This is a genomic window from Streptomyces sp. NBC_00090, assembly GCF_045160815.1.
Lineage (GTDB): Bacteria > Actinomycetota > Actinomycetes > Streptomycetales > Streptomycetaceae > Streptomyces.
Window position 1 is genome coordinate 7,516,710 of record NZ_CP108224.1, and the last position, 16,726, is coordinate 7,533,435.

Sequence of the window (16,726 nt, forward strand, 5' to 3'; positions counted from 1 at the left end):
GGAAGCTGCCGATGCACGCGCTGCCAGGCCGGGGCGAACGCCTCGTCGTCCTCGGCGTCGCCGAGAGCGACGCCCACGCCGTCGCCAACCAGCTCATCGCCCTGCAACTGCGGGACTACGGCTTCACCGTGGTCAACCTCGGAGTCTGCACCCCGCTCGGCGATTTCGCCGACGCGGTGGACGCACACCCGCAGGCCGAGGCCGTGCTCATCGGCAGCCTCAACGGTCACGCCCGCCACGACCTCCGGGACCTGCCGGCGTTGCGGGCGACGGGCCGGCTCCGCCTGCCCGTGATCGTCGGGGGCAACCTGTCCGTGGGCAGCCGTACGACCGAGGCGGACCTACGGCGCCTCCGTGACCTGGGAGTCGACCACATCCTGACCGACGGCAACGAGATCGTGCTGCTTCTCGACCGGCTGCGGAGCACGGGCAAGGCGGCCGAACTCCAGCATGACTGAGCTCGACACACTCGAACTGGCCCCGGACGTCGCCGACTCGCTTCCCGAGTGGTCCGACGTCCTGGCCCATCTCTCCTCACCGGGGCTGCCGCGCGTGGTCGACGTGCTGCGTGCCGCGGAGGCCAGGGGGCGCCCCGCCGTGCAGCCGCGCTGCGGGGTGGGCGGGCACCTGCCGATGAGGGACCTGCTGCGCGAACTGGAGGGCGCGGGACCGGACATCCTGTCCGTCACGATCGACTCGCACACGCGGCTGCGGAAGTTCCGTGCGGCGCGTGACGTCCTGCTCCGCGACCCGTCCGAGCTCAACGGCTATCCGCTGGTCACCCACGGGTGGCGACGGGGCCGGCAGCTCGTCGAGACGGTGGGCGTGCCCCTGGAGGTACGCCACGGTTCACCCGACCCCCGCGAACTGTTCGCCGTCTCCCTGGCCTCGGGCATCACCTCCTTCGAGGGCGGCGCCATCGGCTACAACCTGCCCTACTCCAAGGACGTTCCGCTGTCCCGCTCCTTGCGCGCGTGGCAGCGGGTCGACGCCGTGTGCGGCACGCTGGCCCGCTCCGGAGTCGTCGTCGACCGGGAGCTCTTCGGAACGCTCACCGCCGTGCTCGTCCCGCCGTCGGTGAGCCTCGCCATGACGCTCCTGGAAGGGGTCGCGGCCGTCGCGGAAGGCGTCCGCTGCCTGTCGATCTCCTATCCCCAGAGCGGGGAGGTCCACCAGGACATCGCGGCCCTGCGCGCGACGCGCACCCTGGCCCGCCGCTACCTCGGTCCGGACGTGGAGGCCTATCCCGTCCTCCACGAGTTCATGGGCGTGTTCCCCACCACCCAGGAGTTCGCGGGCGGACTGATCCTGCTGGGCGGGCTCACCGCCCGGCTCGGCGGCGCCACCAAGGTGATCACGAAGACGGTGCAGGAGGCGCAGGGGATCCCCGACGCGGCCGCGAACGCCTCCGGACTGCGCACGGCGGCACTCGGGGCGTCGGACCTGCTGGACTTCGTCCGCGTGGACGAGGACCGCGTGGCGGAGGAACAGCACTGGATCGAGCGTGAGGTGGCCGAGCTCGTCGAACCGGTGCTCGCGGCCGACGATCTCTTCGAAGGGATCGAGCGGGCCTTCAGGGACGGAAGGCTCGACATCCCGTTCAGCGCCAGTGTCCACGCGCGCTCCGAGATCGTGCCGCGCCGCGACGCCCAGGGCGCGATCCGGTACGGAAGCAGCGGGAACCTGCCCTTCTCCGGTCCGGTACTGCGCCGCCAGGCCGCGCTGTTGCGCGAGGCCGAGGGGGCCCCGCCGCGCAGCCGGATGGCAGCGGTCCACGCCGACATCCATCACTTCGTCGCCAAGGAGAGGTCCCTGTTCCTTCCGGGCCACGCGACCTCCGACACCCGCCGGCTCCCGCCCTCGGACACCCGCCGGCTCCCGTCCCCCGACACCCGTCGGCTCCCGCCCTCCGACAGCCGCCGGCTTCCGCCCCCCGACCCCTCTCGCACATCGTTCTCCCTACCACCGATCGAGGTACCCATGACGAGCACCGCATCCGGCTCCGCCGCCCCTCTCCCCGCAGGTCTGCCGGATCCGGAGGCCGGCGCCCGCGTCGTCGCCGACGACCGGGCCCACCTGTTCCACTCCTGGGCCGCGCAGGGTGCCGTGAACCCGATGCCGGTCGCCGGGGGAGCGGGCCGCCACTTCTGGGACTACGACGGCAGGCGCTACCTCGACTTCTCGTCGCAGTTCATCAACCTGAACATCGGTCACGCGCATCCCAAGGTCGTCGCCGCCATCAAGGAGCAGGCCGACCAGATCTGCATGATCGCCTCGACCTTCGCCAACGACAAGCGCGGCGAGGCGGCCCGGCTGATAGCGGAGATCGCACCGGGCGACCTCAACCGGGTGTTCTTCACCAACGGCGGAGCCGAGGCCAACGAACATGCCGTACGCATGGCCCGCCTCCACACCGGACGCCCCAAGGTCCTCTCCGCGTACCGCTCTTACCACGGCGGGACGGCGACGGCGATCAGTCTCACCGGCGACCCGCGCCGCTGGGCGAACGAGAACTCCGGCAGCGCGTCCGGGAACGTCGCCCACTTCTTCGGCCCGTACCTGTACCGCTCGCACTTCCACGCGACCACGGAGGCCGAGGAGTCCGCGCGCGCCCTCGCCCACCTCGAGCAGGTCATCGCGTTCGAGGGGCCGTCCACGATCGCGGCGATCGTGCTGGAGACGGTCGTCGGCACCGCCGGGATCCTGGTCCCCCCGCCGGGCTACCTCGCCGGGGTCCGGGAGCTCTGCGACCGGTACGGCATCCTCTACATCGCGGACGAGGTCATGTCCGGCTTCGGCCGCACGGGCGCCTGGTTCGCCGTCGACCACTGGAACGTCACTCCGGACCTGATCACCTTCGCCAAGGGAGTCAACTCCGGTTACGTGCCGCTCGGCGGGGTCGTTCTCTCCGACGCCGTGCACGAGACCTTCCGCGATGTGGCCTACCCCGGTGGTCTCACCTACTCCGGCCACCCCCTGGCGTGCGCCGCCGCGGTGGCCACCATCACCGCGATGCGGGAGGAGGGCATCAACGAGAACGCCGCGCGCGTGGGAGCCGAGGTCATCGGTCCCGGGCTGCGTGAGATCGCCGAGAGGCACCCGTCGGTCGGCGAGGTGCGCGGCCTTGGCGTTTTCTGGGCCGTGGAACTCGTCCGCGACCGGGAGACCCGCGAGATGCTCGTCCCGTACGCCGCCGGCGGCGAGCTGGCCCGCCCCGTGGACGAGGTGGTCGCCGCGTGCAAGGAGGGCGGCATGTGGCCGGTGTACAACTACAACCGCATCCACGTCGTTCCCCCGTGCACCATCACCGACGAGGAGGCCCGTGAGGGCCTGGCCATTCTCGACCAGGCTCTGTACGCCGCCGACAAGTACGTGGGCTGACCGCTCACTCCCGAGCTCGGACGGGAGCGCGAGGTCCGGGGCCGCGCCGATTCGTTTCGGCCCGGCCCCGGCCCCGTCAAGGGGTCGTGGGCGGCAGGTGCGCGGGTGGCACGGCCGCCCCGCGATGCCTGAGGTTGACGACCGAAGCCTTGGCCAGCGCCACGGGGTTGAGGAATCGAAGCGGACCGATCAGGCGGGATGCGAACAGGTACATGTGCCGTGCCATCGACGCGTCGCGCGCTGCCGCCGAGAACATCAGCCGTTCCACGGGGTTGAACGGACGGGCTGTGGCGAAGTCGGCGGCCAGGTACTGGTGACCGCGCAGACGGCGGCGGTGTTCGCGGGCGTACGTGGCCAGCGACCTGTCGAGGTCACCCCTGCCGGTCGCTGTCGGGCTCGAGGAACCAGACTTGACCGATCCCGCCGGGCAGCGGAAGGTCGCGGAAGTGCGCGAGACAGCCGAACCGCGCGTTCTCGTGCCGCCGAGCGGGCACCCCGGCGAACTTCGCCACCGCCGAGTCCTTGCCGTCGGCGCCGACCACCAGGCGGGCCCGGATCTCGCGCTCGCCCTGTGGTGTCGACGCGCGCACCCCCACGGTTCGCCCGGCTTCCTGGACCAGCCCGGTCACCCGGTGGCCGAGGAGCAGATCGACGCCGGGGGTCTCCGCCGCACGGGACCTGATCAACGGGTCGAGAATGCTGCGCCGGATGTTGTACGCGTGCGGCAGCGCGGGGCCCGCCGGCGCGGCCCTCGGCTCGATCCATCCCCAGCGGGTGTACCAGCGGGCCTCGTTGCGGACGGCTCCCGCCTTCTCGAGAGCGGGGACGAGACCGAGTTCGTCCAGCACCGGATAGGCGTTGGCCGTGAGGGAGTGGGTGCACAGCACCTTGTACGCCTCGGGGTCCGAGCGGCGCTCCAGCAGCGCGACGCGGGCGCCGCGTCGAGCGAGCAGGATCGCCGCGGCGCTGCCGGCGAGGCTCGCTCCGCTGATGACGACGTCGTAGCCGTCTCCCGCGCTCTCAGGCTTGGTCATGCGCTGATCGCCCCCTTAGGGGTGTGGTGGCGTTCGTGGTGGGAGTGGTGCAGAGCCACTGCTGTCAGGAGCATGGCCGGTTGTCAAGAGTCGCTCTCGCCCCGGCCCTATGGTGTGCGCGCGTCCGCGCCGCCATGATGGACGGGGCACGCCCGCCGAGTGGAGGTCATCCATGGATCCTTTGTCCCTCGCCATCGCCGGGGCCCTCGCGGCCGGGGTCGCCACCGCGGCGGGCGAGTCCGCCGGAGCGGCCCTGCCCACGCTGTGGCGGCGCGTCCGGGAGCGCTTCGCGGGCCGCGAGACGCCCGTGCCCGAAGCGGAGGCGGAGATCGCGGCCGCGCTGGACGAGGAGTTCACGCGCGACCCGTCGTTCCGGCAGGAGTGCGAGACGCTGTGGAACCAGGCGGCGCACGGCGGCGCCGCCAACTCCTTCCACGGTCAGGCGAAGAACGTCGTGCAGACGGGCGAGATCCACGGCGGTCTGACGATGCAGTGATCCCACGGCGGCAGGTGCGGGGGCCGGAGGCGGGGTGGTGTCATTCCGTGTCCCCATACCCGTGCACGGACGGCAGGGGCATGTTCGCGGTGATGGCCCAGCGCTCGTGGTCGCGCCACGCGCCGGCGATCCTGATGAAGTCCGGCGAGAGTCCCTCCCTCCGGAAACCGAGCCGTCGGACCAGTTCGATGGAGGCCGTGTTCCCGGGCTGAATATCGGCTTCCAGCCGGTTCAGCCCCATGACGTCGAATGCGTGGTGCACGGCCAGCGCCACTCCGGCGGACATGTATCCCCGGCCGGCATGGGGAAGGAACGCGGCATATCCGAGAACGCCCCGCTGATAGGGGCCGCGCACGATGCCGTTGATATTGATCATTCCCACGAGATCGCCCCGGTCCTTTCGGGCCAGCACCATGCAGGCGGCGCTCACCTGGTCCGATCGGGCCAGATAGGAGGCGAAAACCTTCGGCGTACAGGGCACTTCGACCCAGGGGTGATGCAACTCCACACTGGCACATGCCAGTTCGAGAAATCGTGGTTCATCGGCCGCGACGACGGGCCGAAGGACGACCTGTGACAGTCGATCACATCCCATGCGCACGCGGCCGAGTGTACGACAGCGCCACGGGGAAGGGATGGAACAGGCAAGGGACAGCAGGGTGCCACGCATCATCTCCAGCCGCAGCTGAAAGGTGACCATGAGCGACATCGAACCTCTCGGGCGTCCGCTTCCCGATCTCAGGAACGTCTCGTTGGCAAGCCTCTTCGCGGATCGCGCCGGCCCGGTCGCGGAATTCCGCACCCGCGTCGTCAGCCCGGAGCCCGCCGTCCGGATGGCCGCCTTCAACTCCGAAATCGGCGGGGAAAAGTGCCTTCCTTCATCGACCAGTACGTCCTGAAGGTCCACGGCGCCTGCGATCTCGCCTGCGACCACTGCTACGTGTACGAGCACGCGGACCAGAGCTGGCGGACGAAACCCCGGACGATGAGTCCGGCCGTCGCGGAACAGGTCGCGAGGCGCATCGCGGAACACGCGCGGAGCCACGCGATACCCACGGTGCGCATCACGCTCCACGGAGGTGAACCGCTCCTCCTCGGCGTCGCGCGCCTGCGCGAGCTGATCCGCACGTTCCGCACCGCCCTGGACGACGTCGTCCGGCTCGGCCTGCACATCCAGACCAACGGCGTGACACTCGACGAGGCGTTCCTCGAGCTCTTCGCCGCATCGGGTGTGCAGGTGGGTGTCTCGCTCGACGGCGACCTGGCCGCGAACGACCGCCACCGCCGGTACGCGAACGGCCGCAGCAGCCACGCCGCGGTACTGCGCGGCCTGGCCCTGCTGCGCCGCCAGGAGTTCCGCCACCTCTACGGCGGGATCCTCTGCACCGTGGACGTCGAGAACGACCCGATCGCCGTGTACGAGGCTCTGCTGGAACAGGCGCCGCCCCACCTCGACTTCCTGCTGCCGCAGGCCACCTGGGAGCACCCGCCGCCCCGGCCGGACGGGACACCCGCGCCGTACGCCGCCTGGCTGGGCCGTATCCACGCACGCTGGATCGCCGACGGCCGGCCCGTTCCGATCCGCCTGTTCGACGCCCTCGCGGCGGCAGCTTGGGGCGGTGCGAGTGGCAGCGAGGCCGTGGGACTCCGGCCCGTCGCCCTCGCCGTCGTGGACACCGACGGATCGTGGGAGCAGGCGGACTCCCTGAAGACGGCCTACGACGGCGCCCCGGCGACCGGCATGTCCGTCTTCACACACAGCGTGGACCACCTCGCCGCCCATCCCGGGGTCGCCGCCCGCAACCGGAACTACGCGGACCTGTGCGCCACCTGCCTCGCCTGCCCGGTCGTCAACGTCTGCGGAGGTGGTCTCTACGCCCACCGCTACCGGCCCGGCAACGGATTCGACAATCCCTCCGTGTACTGCGCCGATCTGAAGCTGCTGGCGTCGGAGATCCCGGCGGCGCGGATGCGGGGGATCCCGGTTCCGCGCGGCGCCGATCCCGCCCCGCCCCCCGTCCATCGGCTGCCGGACGGCGCCTTCGACGCGTTCGCCGCGGGAGCGGGGACGGTCCAGGGCACGGAGGCCCTCGCGGACATGCGGCTCTCGCTGACCAGGGCTCTCGTCGCGGGGATGGATCCGCGCGACGGCGGCACCTCGGACCTGGCGGTGGCGGCCGCTCTCGGGCGGCAACTCCTCGGAGAACTGGACAGCGGCCACCCGGCCGAAACCGCGGAAGTCCTCCGTGACCCGTTCGTTCTGGCGTGGGCGAGGGGCCACCTTCGCCGCGAGGCCGCCGCAGGTGCGGGGGACGAATCGCGCGATGTGGGGGGCGGGCCGCGCGGCGCAGGCGAGGGGCCGCGCGACCGGGCGCACATCGCCGGCGTCGCGGCGGCCGCCGCCTGGCGCGCCGGTGTCACGACACGTCTGCCGCTCCCCGTACGGGACGGACTCGCGCACCTGCCGGGCGTGGGCGCGGTGCGGGTGGAAGGGGCGGGACCCACGGCGGAGGTGACCGTCGAGCGGGCGGACCGGTCGCCCCACCCCTGGACCGGTGGGACGGACCGGTCGCCCCACCGCTGGATCGGCGTCAGGCGGCTGACCACGCCCTGGCTGCCCGTCGCCCTGGACGACCTCGACCCGTACCGCGCCGCTCCCTTCGCAGACGTCACCCGGCACGACCCCATCGCCCTCGACCACCTCTCCCCGCGGCAGTGGACGGCGTGGCAGGTCGCACTCAGCCGGGCGGGGCGCGAGCTGAGCCTCCTGGTGCCGGGATACGCCGCGCCGCTACGGGAGGCGTTACGGGTCGTGGTCCCCCTGCGGCCGACGCCGGGGGACCGGCACTCGCCCGTCCTCCTCGGGCGGGGACTGTTCGGCGCGGCGGGCCTGGCGATGCCCACGGGAACCACCGACGTGGCCGCCGTGCTGCTCCAGGAGTTCCAGCGCACCAAACTCGACGCGCTGATGGACGCGTACGTCTTCTTCGACACCTCCGTGCCCGCCTTCGTCCCCGTGCCGTGGCGGACCGCCCCCGTACCGGTGGAGCAAGCGCTCCACGGGCTCTACATCCAGGTCGCCCTGGCGGAGCTCTGGCGTGCGCGGGCCATCGGGCCGGCACACCACGAGCCGGCACAGGCACACCACGGGCCGCCGGTCGAGACGCCCCGCGGACGGGACCGACTCCGGTCGGCACAGGCCGCCGGGGCCGCCTTCCACTCCAGTCTGACGTGGGCCGACGCCGCCGTGGACGCGCTCGCCGCCCAGGCACGGCCGGCCCCGGCCGGGGCGCGGTTCCTTGCCGGTCTGCGGACCGCGATCGACCGCCTGGCCGCGGATCCGGTCCCGTCGGCGGCGGCTCGCCGTCGCGCATCCACGGCACGAAGGGCGGGAGCGTCCGCGTGAGCGCAGACAGTGGAAACAACGCCTTCGTCGGCCGCGCCACCCATGTGGTGCAGGCCGGGGTCATCTACGGCGGCGTGCACGGCGGCGGGGGCGCCCCCGCGGCGCCGGCCATGCCGGTGCCGAGGCAACTGCCCCGGGCCGCGACCTGTTTCACCGACCGGTCGGACGGCCTGGTCGCTCTGAGCGCCGTCGCCACGACGACGAACGGGGTCGCCACGGTCTCCGGGCCGGCGGGGGTGGGCAAGAGCGCCCTCGCCGTCCACTGGGGACACCGGGCGAGGGACCGGTACCCGGACGGCCAGCTCTACGCGAACCTGCGGGGCTACGACCGGCTCGCGCCGCTCGCGCCCGAGGAGGTCCTCCACGGCTTCCTCCTGGCCCTGGGCACGCCGGCGGACCGGGTACCCGGCTCACTGGACGCGATGTCCGCGCTCTTCCGCTCCCTGCTCGACGGGAAGCGGTTGCTGCTGATCGCGGACAACGCGGGCAGCGCCGACCAGGTACGGCCGCTGCTCCCGTCCGCGCCCGGTTGCTTCACGATCGTCACGAGCAGGAACCGGCTCGGCGGCCTGACCGCCGTGGACGGCGCCACGCCCGTCCAGGTCGGACCGCTGGACACGCCACACGCCGTGGAACTGTTCCGCCGGCTCTCGGGCGATGACGACGGGGAGGGAGTGACCCGCCTCGTGCGGCGCTGCGGCCGCCTCCCGCTGACCGTCCGGATCGCCGCACAGCAAGCGGGCTCCGGTACGAGTCTGGGTGAACTGATGGAGGAACTGGACGGTGACGGCCGCAGGCTGGAATCGCTGTCCATGTCGGACGAGCGAAACGGAGTGCGCACGGTGTTCTCGTGGTCCTATCAGCAGCTTCCCCCCGCCGGCGCCAGGGCGTTCCGGCTGCTCGCGCTGCACGCCGGTCCGGACTTCTCCGTCTCGACGGCCGCCGCGCTGATCGACCTGCCCGAGCTGGAGACCCTTCGGGTCCTGCGCGGGCTCGTGGCGGTCAACATGCTGGAGGTGTCGGGGCCGAGACGGTTCGCGTACCACGACCTGCTGCGGGACTACGCCCGGGAGCGGGTCGCGGCGGAGGAGCCCGCGGAGGTGCGGGCCGAGGCGCTGCACCGCGAGTTGTCCCACTATCTGCGGATGGCGGACGCCGCGGACCGGGTCCTGGTCCCCGAGCGTCAGCACGTACCCCTCGAACGCGGCGCGGACGGCGTGGCCGCACCGTTCCCCGGGCCCGAGGCGGCCCTCGCGTGGTGCGACTCCGAACTGCCGAGCCTGGTGCCCGCCGTGGACCAGGCGGTGGAGCTCGGCCTGGACGACGTGGCCTGGAAGCTGCCGGTGGCGCTGGTGTACTTCCTGCGACTGCGCCGGCACGACACCCACCGGCGGGCACTGTCGGACACCGCCGTGCGGGCCGCCCGCCGCCTGGACGACCGGTGGGCCGAGACCTGGAGCCTCATCTGTGTCGCCGGGGCCGAGTCGGACATGGGTCTCCACGAAGCAGCCATGAGCCACTTCACCGAGGCGCTGGCGATCAGTCAGGCCATCGGTGACAGCCGTTGGCAGGCGACCAGCATCTACAACATCGCCTGGACGCTCCGCCTCATGGGGCGCCACGAGGAGGCACTGGAACGCCAGCGGGAGGCGCTGCCGATCCACCGGAGCAACGGCGACCGGCGCGGCGAGTCGATCACGCTGACCGAGATGGGCGCGTTGAGTCTCGCCCTCGGCCGGCCGACCTCTGCGTTCGAGGAGTACGAGCTGGCCCTGGCCGGCGCCCGGGTGACGGCCGATCTGCCGACGGAGGCCAAGGCCCTGCACGGAATGGGCGACGTCTGCCGGACGGTCGGCCGGACCGGCGAGGCGATCGGCTGGTACGAGCGGGCCGTCGACACGCGACGGCGCATAGGCGACCTGCTCGGGCTGGCCCGCTCGCTGGACGGGCTCGCCGAACAGCTCACCGCCGTCGGCCGCGCGGCCGAGGCCCAGGCGGCCCTGGTCGAGGCGGTCGCGATCCTCGAGTCCCTGGGAAACCCATTGGCGGAGGAGGTACGAGGCCGTCTCGTGGCGGGCGGCAGCGGTACGGAGCCGGGGGACCCGCCGACCGGGGACGCGTGAGGGCGGAGCGGCGCCGGACGAGCCGGGTCCTGAAGGCTGGTGCCCGGGCCGGGGCGCCGGGAGTATGGGGCCATGCGTAGCTACGCCAGTGTGATGGTCGGCAATCTGCTGCTCGCCACGGTCTGGTGCCTTCCGGGCCCGCTCGGACTCGTCGTGGGATACCTGGCCTGGAGCCACGGCGACGACTGGGCCTGGATTCCGCTCGTCGCCGGACTGGCCTGCTCGGTCCCCATCCCTTTCATGGCCCGCAGCTCCGCGCGGAGACAGTTCCCGCGGATCACCCGCAGGGACCGGAAGAAGCAGGCGGACATCCCTTACGGCGACCGGTCCTTCGTCTTGTGGGCGCCCCGGTCTCCGCAGGGCCATCCGAGGGCACGGCTGGCGCGGGCGGACGTCCTGGAGGCCTCGCTCGTGCGGTACAGCCCCGAGGGCGAGGCGACCTACACGCAGTACTGGGGCACGTACACCCCCGACGAGTTCACGCCGCTGGTCAGGCTGAAGCTGCGGGTGCACGGCGCGGAAGAGCCCGACGGGGCCGATGGCTTCAGCGGCTTCGAGATCACGGACGAGTGGCGGGTGCCGTCCCTCTGCCTGTCGGCGGTCACGGCGGGCCGCCTCGCCGTCCTGGTCGATCCGGCCGGGCCGGGCCATCCTGCCGGTCCAGCCGGATTGGCAGGATGGCCCGAGTCGGCCGATCCGCCCGGGCCGCCCGGGAAAGTCACCCCCCTGTGGCCGCGCAGCACCCTCCTCGCGGGCACGAGAACCAGCCGGATCATCGACCTCGACGGCCGGCTGACCGAGGTGACCCGGTACCCCGGTCGTCTGCTGCGGCACATGCGGATCTCCCTGGCCGCCGGAGGCATCGAGATGGTCGGCGACACGATCGACCTCCGGAGCCTGGACGCGGCCACGGCCGCGCGCTACACCGCCGTGGCCGAACGGCACCGCGCCTTTCCCGAGGAACCGGCGCCGGTGACCGAGCCGGGCGAGGAGTCCCGGTGGATCGTGGACGCCCTCCCGGGTGAGTCGGCGGCGTTCGGCTCCGTCGGCCGGCGGTGGTCGCGTCGCGGTGGCGTGCTGGTGCGCGCCCGGTTCCTGCACATGAGCCCCACGCAGGTCTTCCAGGACCATGGGCCGGTCCTCGACACGGTGTTGCGCATCCATCCCCCGGACGGCACAGCCCCGTTCGACGCCGCCCGACGGCTGACGGTGCCGATGAACTACCTCGCGGTCCTGCACCGCACCAGGGACGTCGTCCTCTACGCCGGCCCGGACGGCGGGTCGTACGTCATCGACTGGGCCCGCACCAACCTCCTCGCCGGCACCGCCGAGGCCAAGGTCATCACCCCCGAGGGCCGGGAAGTCCCCGTGACGGGACGCCCCGACGTGATCTGGGCCCTGATGAACCTGCTGGCATCCCACGGCCTCTCGAACCCGACCCCTGTCCTGGACCTCCGCAAGCGCCGGACGAGCGCGGTGGCGGGGATGGTGAGGGAAGTGGTGCGGGGCGGGGAGAGGGACGCGACCGCGGCCAGGAGGCCGTGACCCCGTTGCGGGTCAGCGAGGTCGGGAGGGCCGGCGGGGCCAGTGGGGCCAGGGGGGCCAGCGGGGTCAGCGGTCGGAGGCGTCCGTCGTGAGATCCGTGCCCGTGAGGCCGGCGCGTTCCGCGAGGGTGCCGCCCTGGAAGCGGCTCTCCGCCCCCAGCTCCTCCAGGAGTTCGGCGATGTGACGGCGGCAGGTGCGGAGCGACAAGCCCATGCGCCGGGCGATCACCTCGTCCTTGGCGCCCTCCGCGAGCAGCCCCACCAGCGCCCGCCGCAGGCTGTGGCCGACCTCCTTGTACGCGGCCTCGCTGGTGCCCCGGAACGGGGCCGCCCCGGACCAGTGCTGCTCGAAGACCCGGCAGAGGTACGCCACCACGTCGGGATCCCGGACGAGCACCGCCCCCTCGCCCGTCCCGCCCCCGGCACGCCGTGGCAGGAAGGCCACCGACCGGTCGAAGACCACGGCCCGGTCGGGCAGTTCGGCGGCGGTGCGGTACTCGGCGCCGGCCTCGGTGAGCCTCTCCACGTACCCCTGGGTGGACAGGCTGGACCGTGCCGAGTGCTGGTACAGGGTGCGCATGCGCACACCCCGGCGGAGCATCGCCACATCCCGCTCGACGGCGTCCCCGAGGCGGTGTGCTGCCCGGCCGCCGCCCGGCTGGATGCTGAACACCTCCTCCTGGCAACGGGCCGACTCCTCGGTGAGCATCGCCGAGGCGGAGGCCATGTCGGGCAGCACGTCGAAGCCCTCCCGACGGCCCTGCTCGCGCCGGGCGGCGCGGTACCGCGGCATCAGGGAGTGCAGTTCGTCGCGGAGCGACTGGGTCTGCGCGGCGGCCCGCGCGAGCTCGGCCTCCAGCGGGCCGACCAGCTCCGCCGCCGCTGCGTCCGGACTGACCGCCATCAGCTCCTCGGGTCTGCCCGGAGCCGGCCTGAGGAGGCGGAGCCGCCGCAGGGTGCGGCAGGCCGCCTCGACCTCCTGCCGGCTCAGCCCGAGAGCAGGCGGTACCTCGGGCGTCCCGCGCGTGAGGCCGCCGCGCTCCAGTACGTACGCGAAGACGGCGACGGCCCTCGCGTCCAGCCGAGGTATCTCGTCCACATCCGACCCAGTAGTCACACGTTTCCCCCGTGATGCGGCCCTGCTACTTCCCTGCCATGCAGGGTATTGCCAGGTCATGGCGGTGGACCAAGCGGGCTCGCCCGGGATGAACTGGAGGTGCCCGGCCCGAGGGAAACCCCATCAGGCCGACATTCGGTGTGAACCCGCCAGGCGCGGTGTTCCCGCCCGCCCCCTCACCTCTCGAACCAGGAGCCGCACCATGTCCGTTGCCGTCCGCTGCCTCCTTCTCCTCACGGTCCTGCTCGCCGGCGGTGCGACCGCCGCCACGGCCGACGGCGAACCGGGGACGACGCGGACGGTCGCCGGGAGCCCCCTGGACACCAGTTGGGGCGACGAGTACATCCAGCCCGTCCTCTAGGACTCGATCCCTCCCCCTCTCCTCAGCCTCTCGGCCTCGTCCGCGCCCCGACGCGCCGGACGGGCCCCGAGCGCTGCCCTCCTGCACGTCACCCCATGCGAAACGCGAGGACGTAGAGCGTGTCGTCACCCACCGGGAGTCCTTCCCCGTACGGCCCCAAGCCCCGGCGGTCGCGCGCCGAGAGCCCGTCGGACCTCGCACTGCTGCCCGACATCGCGCGCGCCGTGATCGCCCGGCACACACCGCGGACGGAGAGCGGCGGCCGGCCGGGAACGGCAGCAGAAGGAGCAGGAGCAGGGGCCGGGGCCGGGCCGGCGGAATGGAGCGTCGAGCAGGGCGAGTTCTGGTGTCACGTCGTACCCGGCGAGGCCGTCGGGCGTGCCCAGGGCTGGAAGCTCCACGTGCCGGCCACCCCGCTCTCGGCCCCCTTGGTCCTGGCCCGGTGCGCCGAGGTGCTCGTCGCCCACCGCGCGGCCTTCAAGTTCGCCGGGAGCCCCGCCAGGGTCGCCGCGCTGGTGTCCGGGCGCTTCGCGCGGGGCGGGGGCGGCAAGTTCCTCACCGTCTACCCGGCCGACGACGACCGGTTCAGGCTGCTCGCCGAGGAACTGCACGGAGCCACCCGGGGGTTGCCCGGCCCCGCCGTCCTCTCCGACCGCCGCTACCGGCCCGACAGCCAGGTCTTCTACCGGTACGGCGTGTTCAGGGGAGTCCGTGAACTCACCGCCGACGGAGCCTTCGCCGCCCGGCTCACCGACCCCGAAGGCCGCCCGTCGACGACGAGCGCAACGCCTGGTTCACCCCGCCGGCCTGGGCCGGAGACCCGTTCCCGGACCGGACTGACCACCCCGCCGCCCCGGCCCGCAGCACGGCCACGGCCAAACCCGTCCTCCTGGGCGACCGCTTCCTGGTGCGGGGTGCGATCCAGCACTCCAACAAGGGCGGGGTGTTCCGCGCCGAGGACACCCGCACCGGTCTGCAGGTCGTCGTCAAGCAGGCACGGCCCCACGTGGGAGCCGGCCTCGAAGGGCTGGACGTCCGGGACCTGTTGCGCCGCGAGGCCGCGCTGCTCGAACGGTTCGGCGGCGTGCGCCCCGACCGGGTCCCCGGGCTCGTCGAGGTGTTCGAGCAGCAGGGGAGCGTGTTCCTGGCCACCGAATCGGTCCCCGGGGCGACACTGCGGCGCACCGTCGCCGAGCGACTGGCGCGGGACGGCAGCGGTTGCCCCGACGACCGTACCGCCGACTCCCTGGCCCGGCAGCTCGTCGAACTCGTCGCCACCGCCCACGAACTGGGCGTCACCCTGCACGACTTCAACCCCAACAACGTCATGGTCACCCCGGACGGACGGCTCGTCCTGATCGACCTGGAGATGGCGGCGCGGGAGGGGGAACGGTGGGTGCTCGGCGCGACCCCCGGCTACACCGCCCCCGAGCTGCGCACCGTCGACCAGGTGGCACCCGCGCTGCCGACGGGCGTCGACCTGTACGCACTCGGCGCCACCGTCCTGCACGCCCTGAGCGGCGCCGATCCGCTCTTCGCCGAGGACCTGCCGTCGCCCACGGCCCGGCCGGACGAGCGGCGCCTGGCCCACCTCGTGGAGCTGCTGGCCCGCGACCACGCGCTCGTACGACGCTTCTCGCCCTTGATCCGAGGGCTGATGCGGAACGATCCCGAGGACCGGTGGACCCTGGAGCGGGCCCGGGAGTTCCTCGCGGGTGGCCACCGGGAAACGGCGACGGCCACGGTGACGGCGACGGCCACCACGACGACTACGTCGTCGGCGGATCGCGCGCGCTCCGGGGCCGACGAACCCGACGCCGAGGCCACGCGTGCGCGGCTCCTGCACGACGGCGTCGCCCATCTGCTGGCCACGATGCGTCCGCACGACCCCGAACGGCTCTGGGCCTCGGACTCCTTCGGCGAGACCTGTGATCCGGTGGCCGTGCAGCACGGCTCGGCGGGCGGTGTCGCCCTGCTCGCCCGGGCCCTGGACCACTGGGGCGCCGGGACGCCCGGGCCGTTCAGCCCCTCGGGGGCCGAGGCGCCGAGCCTTTCAGGAACCGGGATGCCAAGCCCTGCCGCGACCGGGGTGCCGAGCCCTTCCGGGACCGGGGTGCCAAAACCTGCCACGACCAGGATGCCGAGCCCTTCCGGGACCGAGGCGCCAAGCCCCTCCGGGACCGGGGCGGCGCCGCCCCTCACTCGGGAGGTGCTCGTCGAGGGTCTCCGTTCCGCCGCCCGCTGGACGGTGCGGCGACAGGACGAGCTGCCGGGCGACCTGCCCGGGCTGCACTTCGGCCGTTCGGGTACGGCCTGGGCGCTCCTCGACGCCGCGCGGGCGCTCGACGACACCGCTCTGGCGGACCGCGCCGTCGCCCTCGCGCTCGCCCTCCCCGTCCGCTGGCCCAACCCCGACGTCTGCCACGGAGCGGCCGGCTCCGGCCTGACCCAACTCCACTTCTGGCGCACCACCGGGGACCCGCGGTTCCTGGACCGCGCCGCGCAGGTCGCCGACGGGCTCCTGGACGCGGCCCGGCGTACCCCCGAGGGGGTCTTCTGGCCGGTCCCGGAGGACTTCGGGTCGGCTCTCGCGGGCGCCTGGCACTACGGCTTCGCCCACGGCGTGGCCGGGGTCGGCACCTTCCTCCTGCTCGCGGCGGAAGCCACCGGTGACGAACGGTTCCTCGACGCGGCCAGCGAAGCGGGAGCCACCCTCGTGGCCGCCGCCCGCAGCGGGCCGGCCGGCGCGCTCTGGCCCGTCGACCGCGCCCGGCACCTCGCCGACTCCCCGGAGCTCGCCCGGCACTGGTGCAGCGGCTCGTCCGGTGTCGGCACCTTCCTGGTCCGGCTCTGGGCGGCCACCGGCGAGTCCGACAAGACCGTGCGCGACCTGGTGGACGGCGCTGCCCTCGCGGTACGGGCAGGCAGGGTGACCGACTCGCCGGCCACCTGCCACGGGCTCGCGGGGAACGCCGAGTTCCTGCTCGACGCCGCCGCGCGGACGGGCGACGGGAGCCACGCCGCCGCCGCGGAGCTGCTGGTCGAGCACCTCGCCGCCCAGGCCGTCCTGCGCGACGGGCGTCTCCTGGTGCCGGACGAGAACCGCAGGACCGTCCTCGCCGAGTACGCCACCGGCCTGGCCGGCAGCCTCTCCCTGCTGCTGCGCATGCGGTGCGGAGGCCCCCGCGCCTGGCTGCCCGAGGGCGGCCCGGCCCACCCCTGAGTGTCCGGTGGCCGCCGGCCACCGGCATCCCGTCGAAGCAA

14 protein-coding genes and 1 pseudogene are annotated in these 16,726 nt (G+C 73.1%); 10 read left to right on the top strand and 5 right to left on the bottom strand.

Annotated elements, in window-relative coordinates:
- Nucleotides 1–11 precede the first annotated feature (11 nt).
- The 3 genes and pseudogenes from OG361_RS33495 (at nt 12) to OG361_RS33505 (ending at nt 3,381) form a co-directional block, all read left to right on the top strand.
- Complete coding sequence (locus OG361_RS33495) at nt 12–458, top strand: cobalamin-dependent protein (protein ID WP_384564479.1); 447 nt, start codon at nt 12–14, stop codon at nt 456–458.
- A pseudogene (locus tag OG361_RS33500) lies at nt 451–1,710 on the top strand (methylaspartate mutase); the annotation flags it as partial. The gene OG361_RS33495 and the pseudogene OG361_RS33500, both read left to right, overlap by 8 nt.
- Before the next feature lie 270 nt (nt 1,711–1,980).
- Nucleotides 1,981–3,381 carry an aspartate aminotransferase family protein gene (locus OG361_RS33505; RefSeq protein WP_405862586.1) on the top strand — a complete coding sequence of 467 codons (1,401 nt, stop codon included), beginning with the start codon at nt 1,981–1,983 and terminating at the stop codon, nt 3,379–3,381.
- Nucleotides 3,382–3,457: 76 nt separating this feature from the next.
- Here the strand turns inward: OG361_RS33505 and OG361_RS33510 are convergent, their stop codons facing one another.
- Nucleotides 3,458–3,649, bottom strand: coding sequence for a hypothetical protein (locus OG361_RS33510; RefSeq protein ID WP_405859526.1), 192 nt, complete (start codon nt 3,647–3,649; stop codon nt 3,458–3,460).
- Between the two features lie 103 nt (nt 3,650–3,752).
- Nucleotides 3,753–4,415 carry an NAD(P)/FAD-dependent oxidoreductase gene (locus tag OG361_RS33515; protein WP_405859528.1) on the bottom strand — a complete coding sequence of 221 codons (663 nt, stop codon included), beginning with the start codon at nt 4,413–4,415 and terminating at the stop codon, nt 3,753–3,755.
- Between the two features lie 172 nt (nt 4,416–4,587).
- Between OG361_RS33515 and OG361_RS33520 the strand changes: the two genes are divergently transcribed.
- On the top strand, nt 4,588–4,911 hold the full coding sequence (locus tag OG361_RS33520) for a hypothetical protein (RefSeq protein ID WP_405859530.1): 324 nt from the start codon (nt 4,588–4,590) through the stop codon (nt 4,909–4,911).
- A 40-nt stretch (nt 4,912–4,951) separates the two neighbouring features.
- On the opposite strand, the gene OG361_RS33525 is transcribed toward OG361_RS33520, so the two are convergent.
- The gene (locus tag OG361_RS33525; protein WP_405859532.1) at nt 4,952–5,611 is read right to left on the bottom strand and encodes a GNAT family N-acetyltransferase; all 660 of its coding nucleotides are present in this window, start codon (nt 5,609–5,611) and stop codon (nt 4,952–4,954) included.
- Between OG361_RS33525 and OG361_RS33530 the strand changes: the two genes are divergently transcribed.
- From OG361_RS33530 to OG361_RS33545, 4 genes are all read left to right on the top strand, one after another.
- Entirely contained in the window at nt 5,610–5,810 is a 201-nt protein-coding gene (locus tag OG361_RS33530; RefSeq protein ID WP_384564490.1) for a hypothetical protein, read from the top strand. The two genes, OG361_RS33525 and OG361_RS33530, sit on opposite strands and share 2 nt — an antisense overlap.
- Nucleotides 5,780–8,317, top strand: a complete 2,538-nt coding sequence (locus OG361_RS33535; protein WP_405859534.1) for an FxsB family cyclophane-forming radical SAM/SPASM peptide maturase — start codon at nt 5,780–5,782, stop codon at nt 8,315–8,317. Before OG361_RS33530 ends, OG361_RS33535 begins: the two co-directional genes overlap by 31 nt.
- On the top strand, nt 8,314–10,440 hold the full coding sequence (locus tag OG361_RS33540; RefSeq protein ID WP_405859536.1) for an ATP-binding protein: 2,127 nt from the start codon (nt 8,314–8,316) through the stop codon (nt 10,438–10,440). Before OG361_RS33535 ends, OG361_RS33540 begins: the two co-directional genes overlap by 4 nt.
- A gap of 72 nt (nt 10,441–10,512) precedes the next feature.
- Nucleotides 10,513–11,985: a hypothetical protein gene (locus OG361_RS33545; RefSeq protein ID WP_405859538.1), complete on the top strand. Its 1,473-nt coding sequence runs from the start codon at nt 10,513–10,515 to the stop codon at nt 11,983–11,985.
- Nucleotides 11,986–12,051: 66 nt separating this feature from the next.
- On the opposite strand, the gene OG361_RS33550 is transcribed toward OG361_RS33545, so the two are convergent.
- Nucleotides 12,052–13,083 carry a hypothetical protein gene (locus OG361_RS33550; RefSeq protein WP_405859540.1) on the bottom strand — a complete coding sequence of 344 codons (1,032 nt, stop codon included), beginning with the start codon at nt 13,081–13,083 and terminating at the stop codon, nt 12,052–12,054.
- A gap of 220 nt (nt 13,084–13,303) precedes the next feature.
- Here OG361_RS33550 and OG361_RS33555 point away from each other — a divergent pair, with 220 nt between their 5' ends.
- Nucleotides 13,304–13,462: a hypothetical protein gene (locus OG361_RS33555; RefSeq protein ID WP_405859542.1), complete on the top strand. Its 159-nt coding sequence runs from the start codon at nt 13,304–13,306 to the stop codon at nt 13,460–13,462.
- A 349-nt stretch (nt 13,463–13,811) separates the two neighbouring features.
- On the opposite strand, the gene OG361_RS33560 is transcribed toward OG361_RS33555, so the two are convergent.
- Entirely contained in the window at nt 13,812–14,012 is a 201-nt protein-coding gene (locus OG361_RS33560; RefSeq protein WP_405859544.1) for a hypothetical protein, read from the bottom strand.
- 357 nt (nt 14,013–14,369) lie between these two features.
- Here OG361_RS33560 and OG361_RS33565 point away from each other — a divergent pair, with 357 nt between their 5' ends.
- Nucleotides 14,370–16,685 (top strand): lanthionine synthetase LanC family protein, encoded by a 2,316-nt coding sequence (locus tag OG361_RS33565; protein ID WP_405859546.1) that lies wholly within the window; start codon nt 14,370–14,372, stop codon nt 16,683–16,685.
- Nucleotides 16,686–16,726 lie beyond the last annotated feature (41 nt).

Excerpts from the sequence above, each read along its gene's own strand:
- OG361_RS33495 (WP_384564479.1), top strand. The coding sequence starts at position 12 with ATGCACGCGCTGCCAGGCCGGGGCGAACGCCTCGTCGTCCTCGGCGTC.
- OG361_RS33505 (WP_405862586.1), top strand. The coding sequence starts at position 1,981 with ATGACGAGCACCGCATCCGGCTCCGCCGCCCCTCTCCCCGCAGGTCTG.
- OG361_RS33515 (WP_405859528.1), bottom strand. The coding sequence starts at position 4,415 with ATGACCAAGCCTGAGAGCGCGGGAGACGGCTACGACGTCGTCATCAGC.
- OG361_RS33520 (WP_405859530.1), top strand. The coding sequence starts at position 4,588 with ATGGATCCTTTGTCCCTCGCCATCGCCGGGGCCCTCGCGGCCGGGGTC.
- OG361_RS33530 (WP_384564490.1), top strand. The coding sequence starts at position 5,610 with ATGAGCGACATCGAACCTCTCGGGCGTCCGCTTCCCGATCTCAGGAAC.
- OG361_RS33525 (WP_405859532.1), bottom strand. The coding sequence starts at position 5,611 with ATGGTCACCTTTCAGCTGCGGCTGGAGATGATGCGTGGCACCCTGCTG.
- OG361_RS33545 (WP_405859538.1), top strand. The coding sequence starts at position 10,513 with ATGCGTAGCTACGCCAGTGTGATGGTCGGCAATCTGCTGCTCGCCACG.
- OG361_RS33555 (WP_405859542.1), top strand. The coding sequence starts at position 13,304 with ATGTCCGTTGCCGTCCGCTGCCTCCTTCTCCTCACGGTCCTGCTCGCC.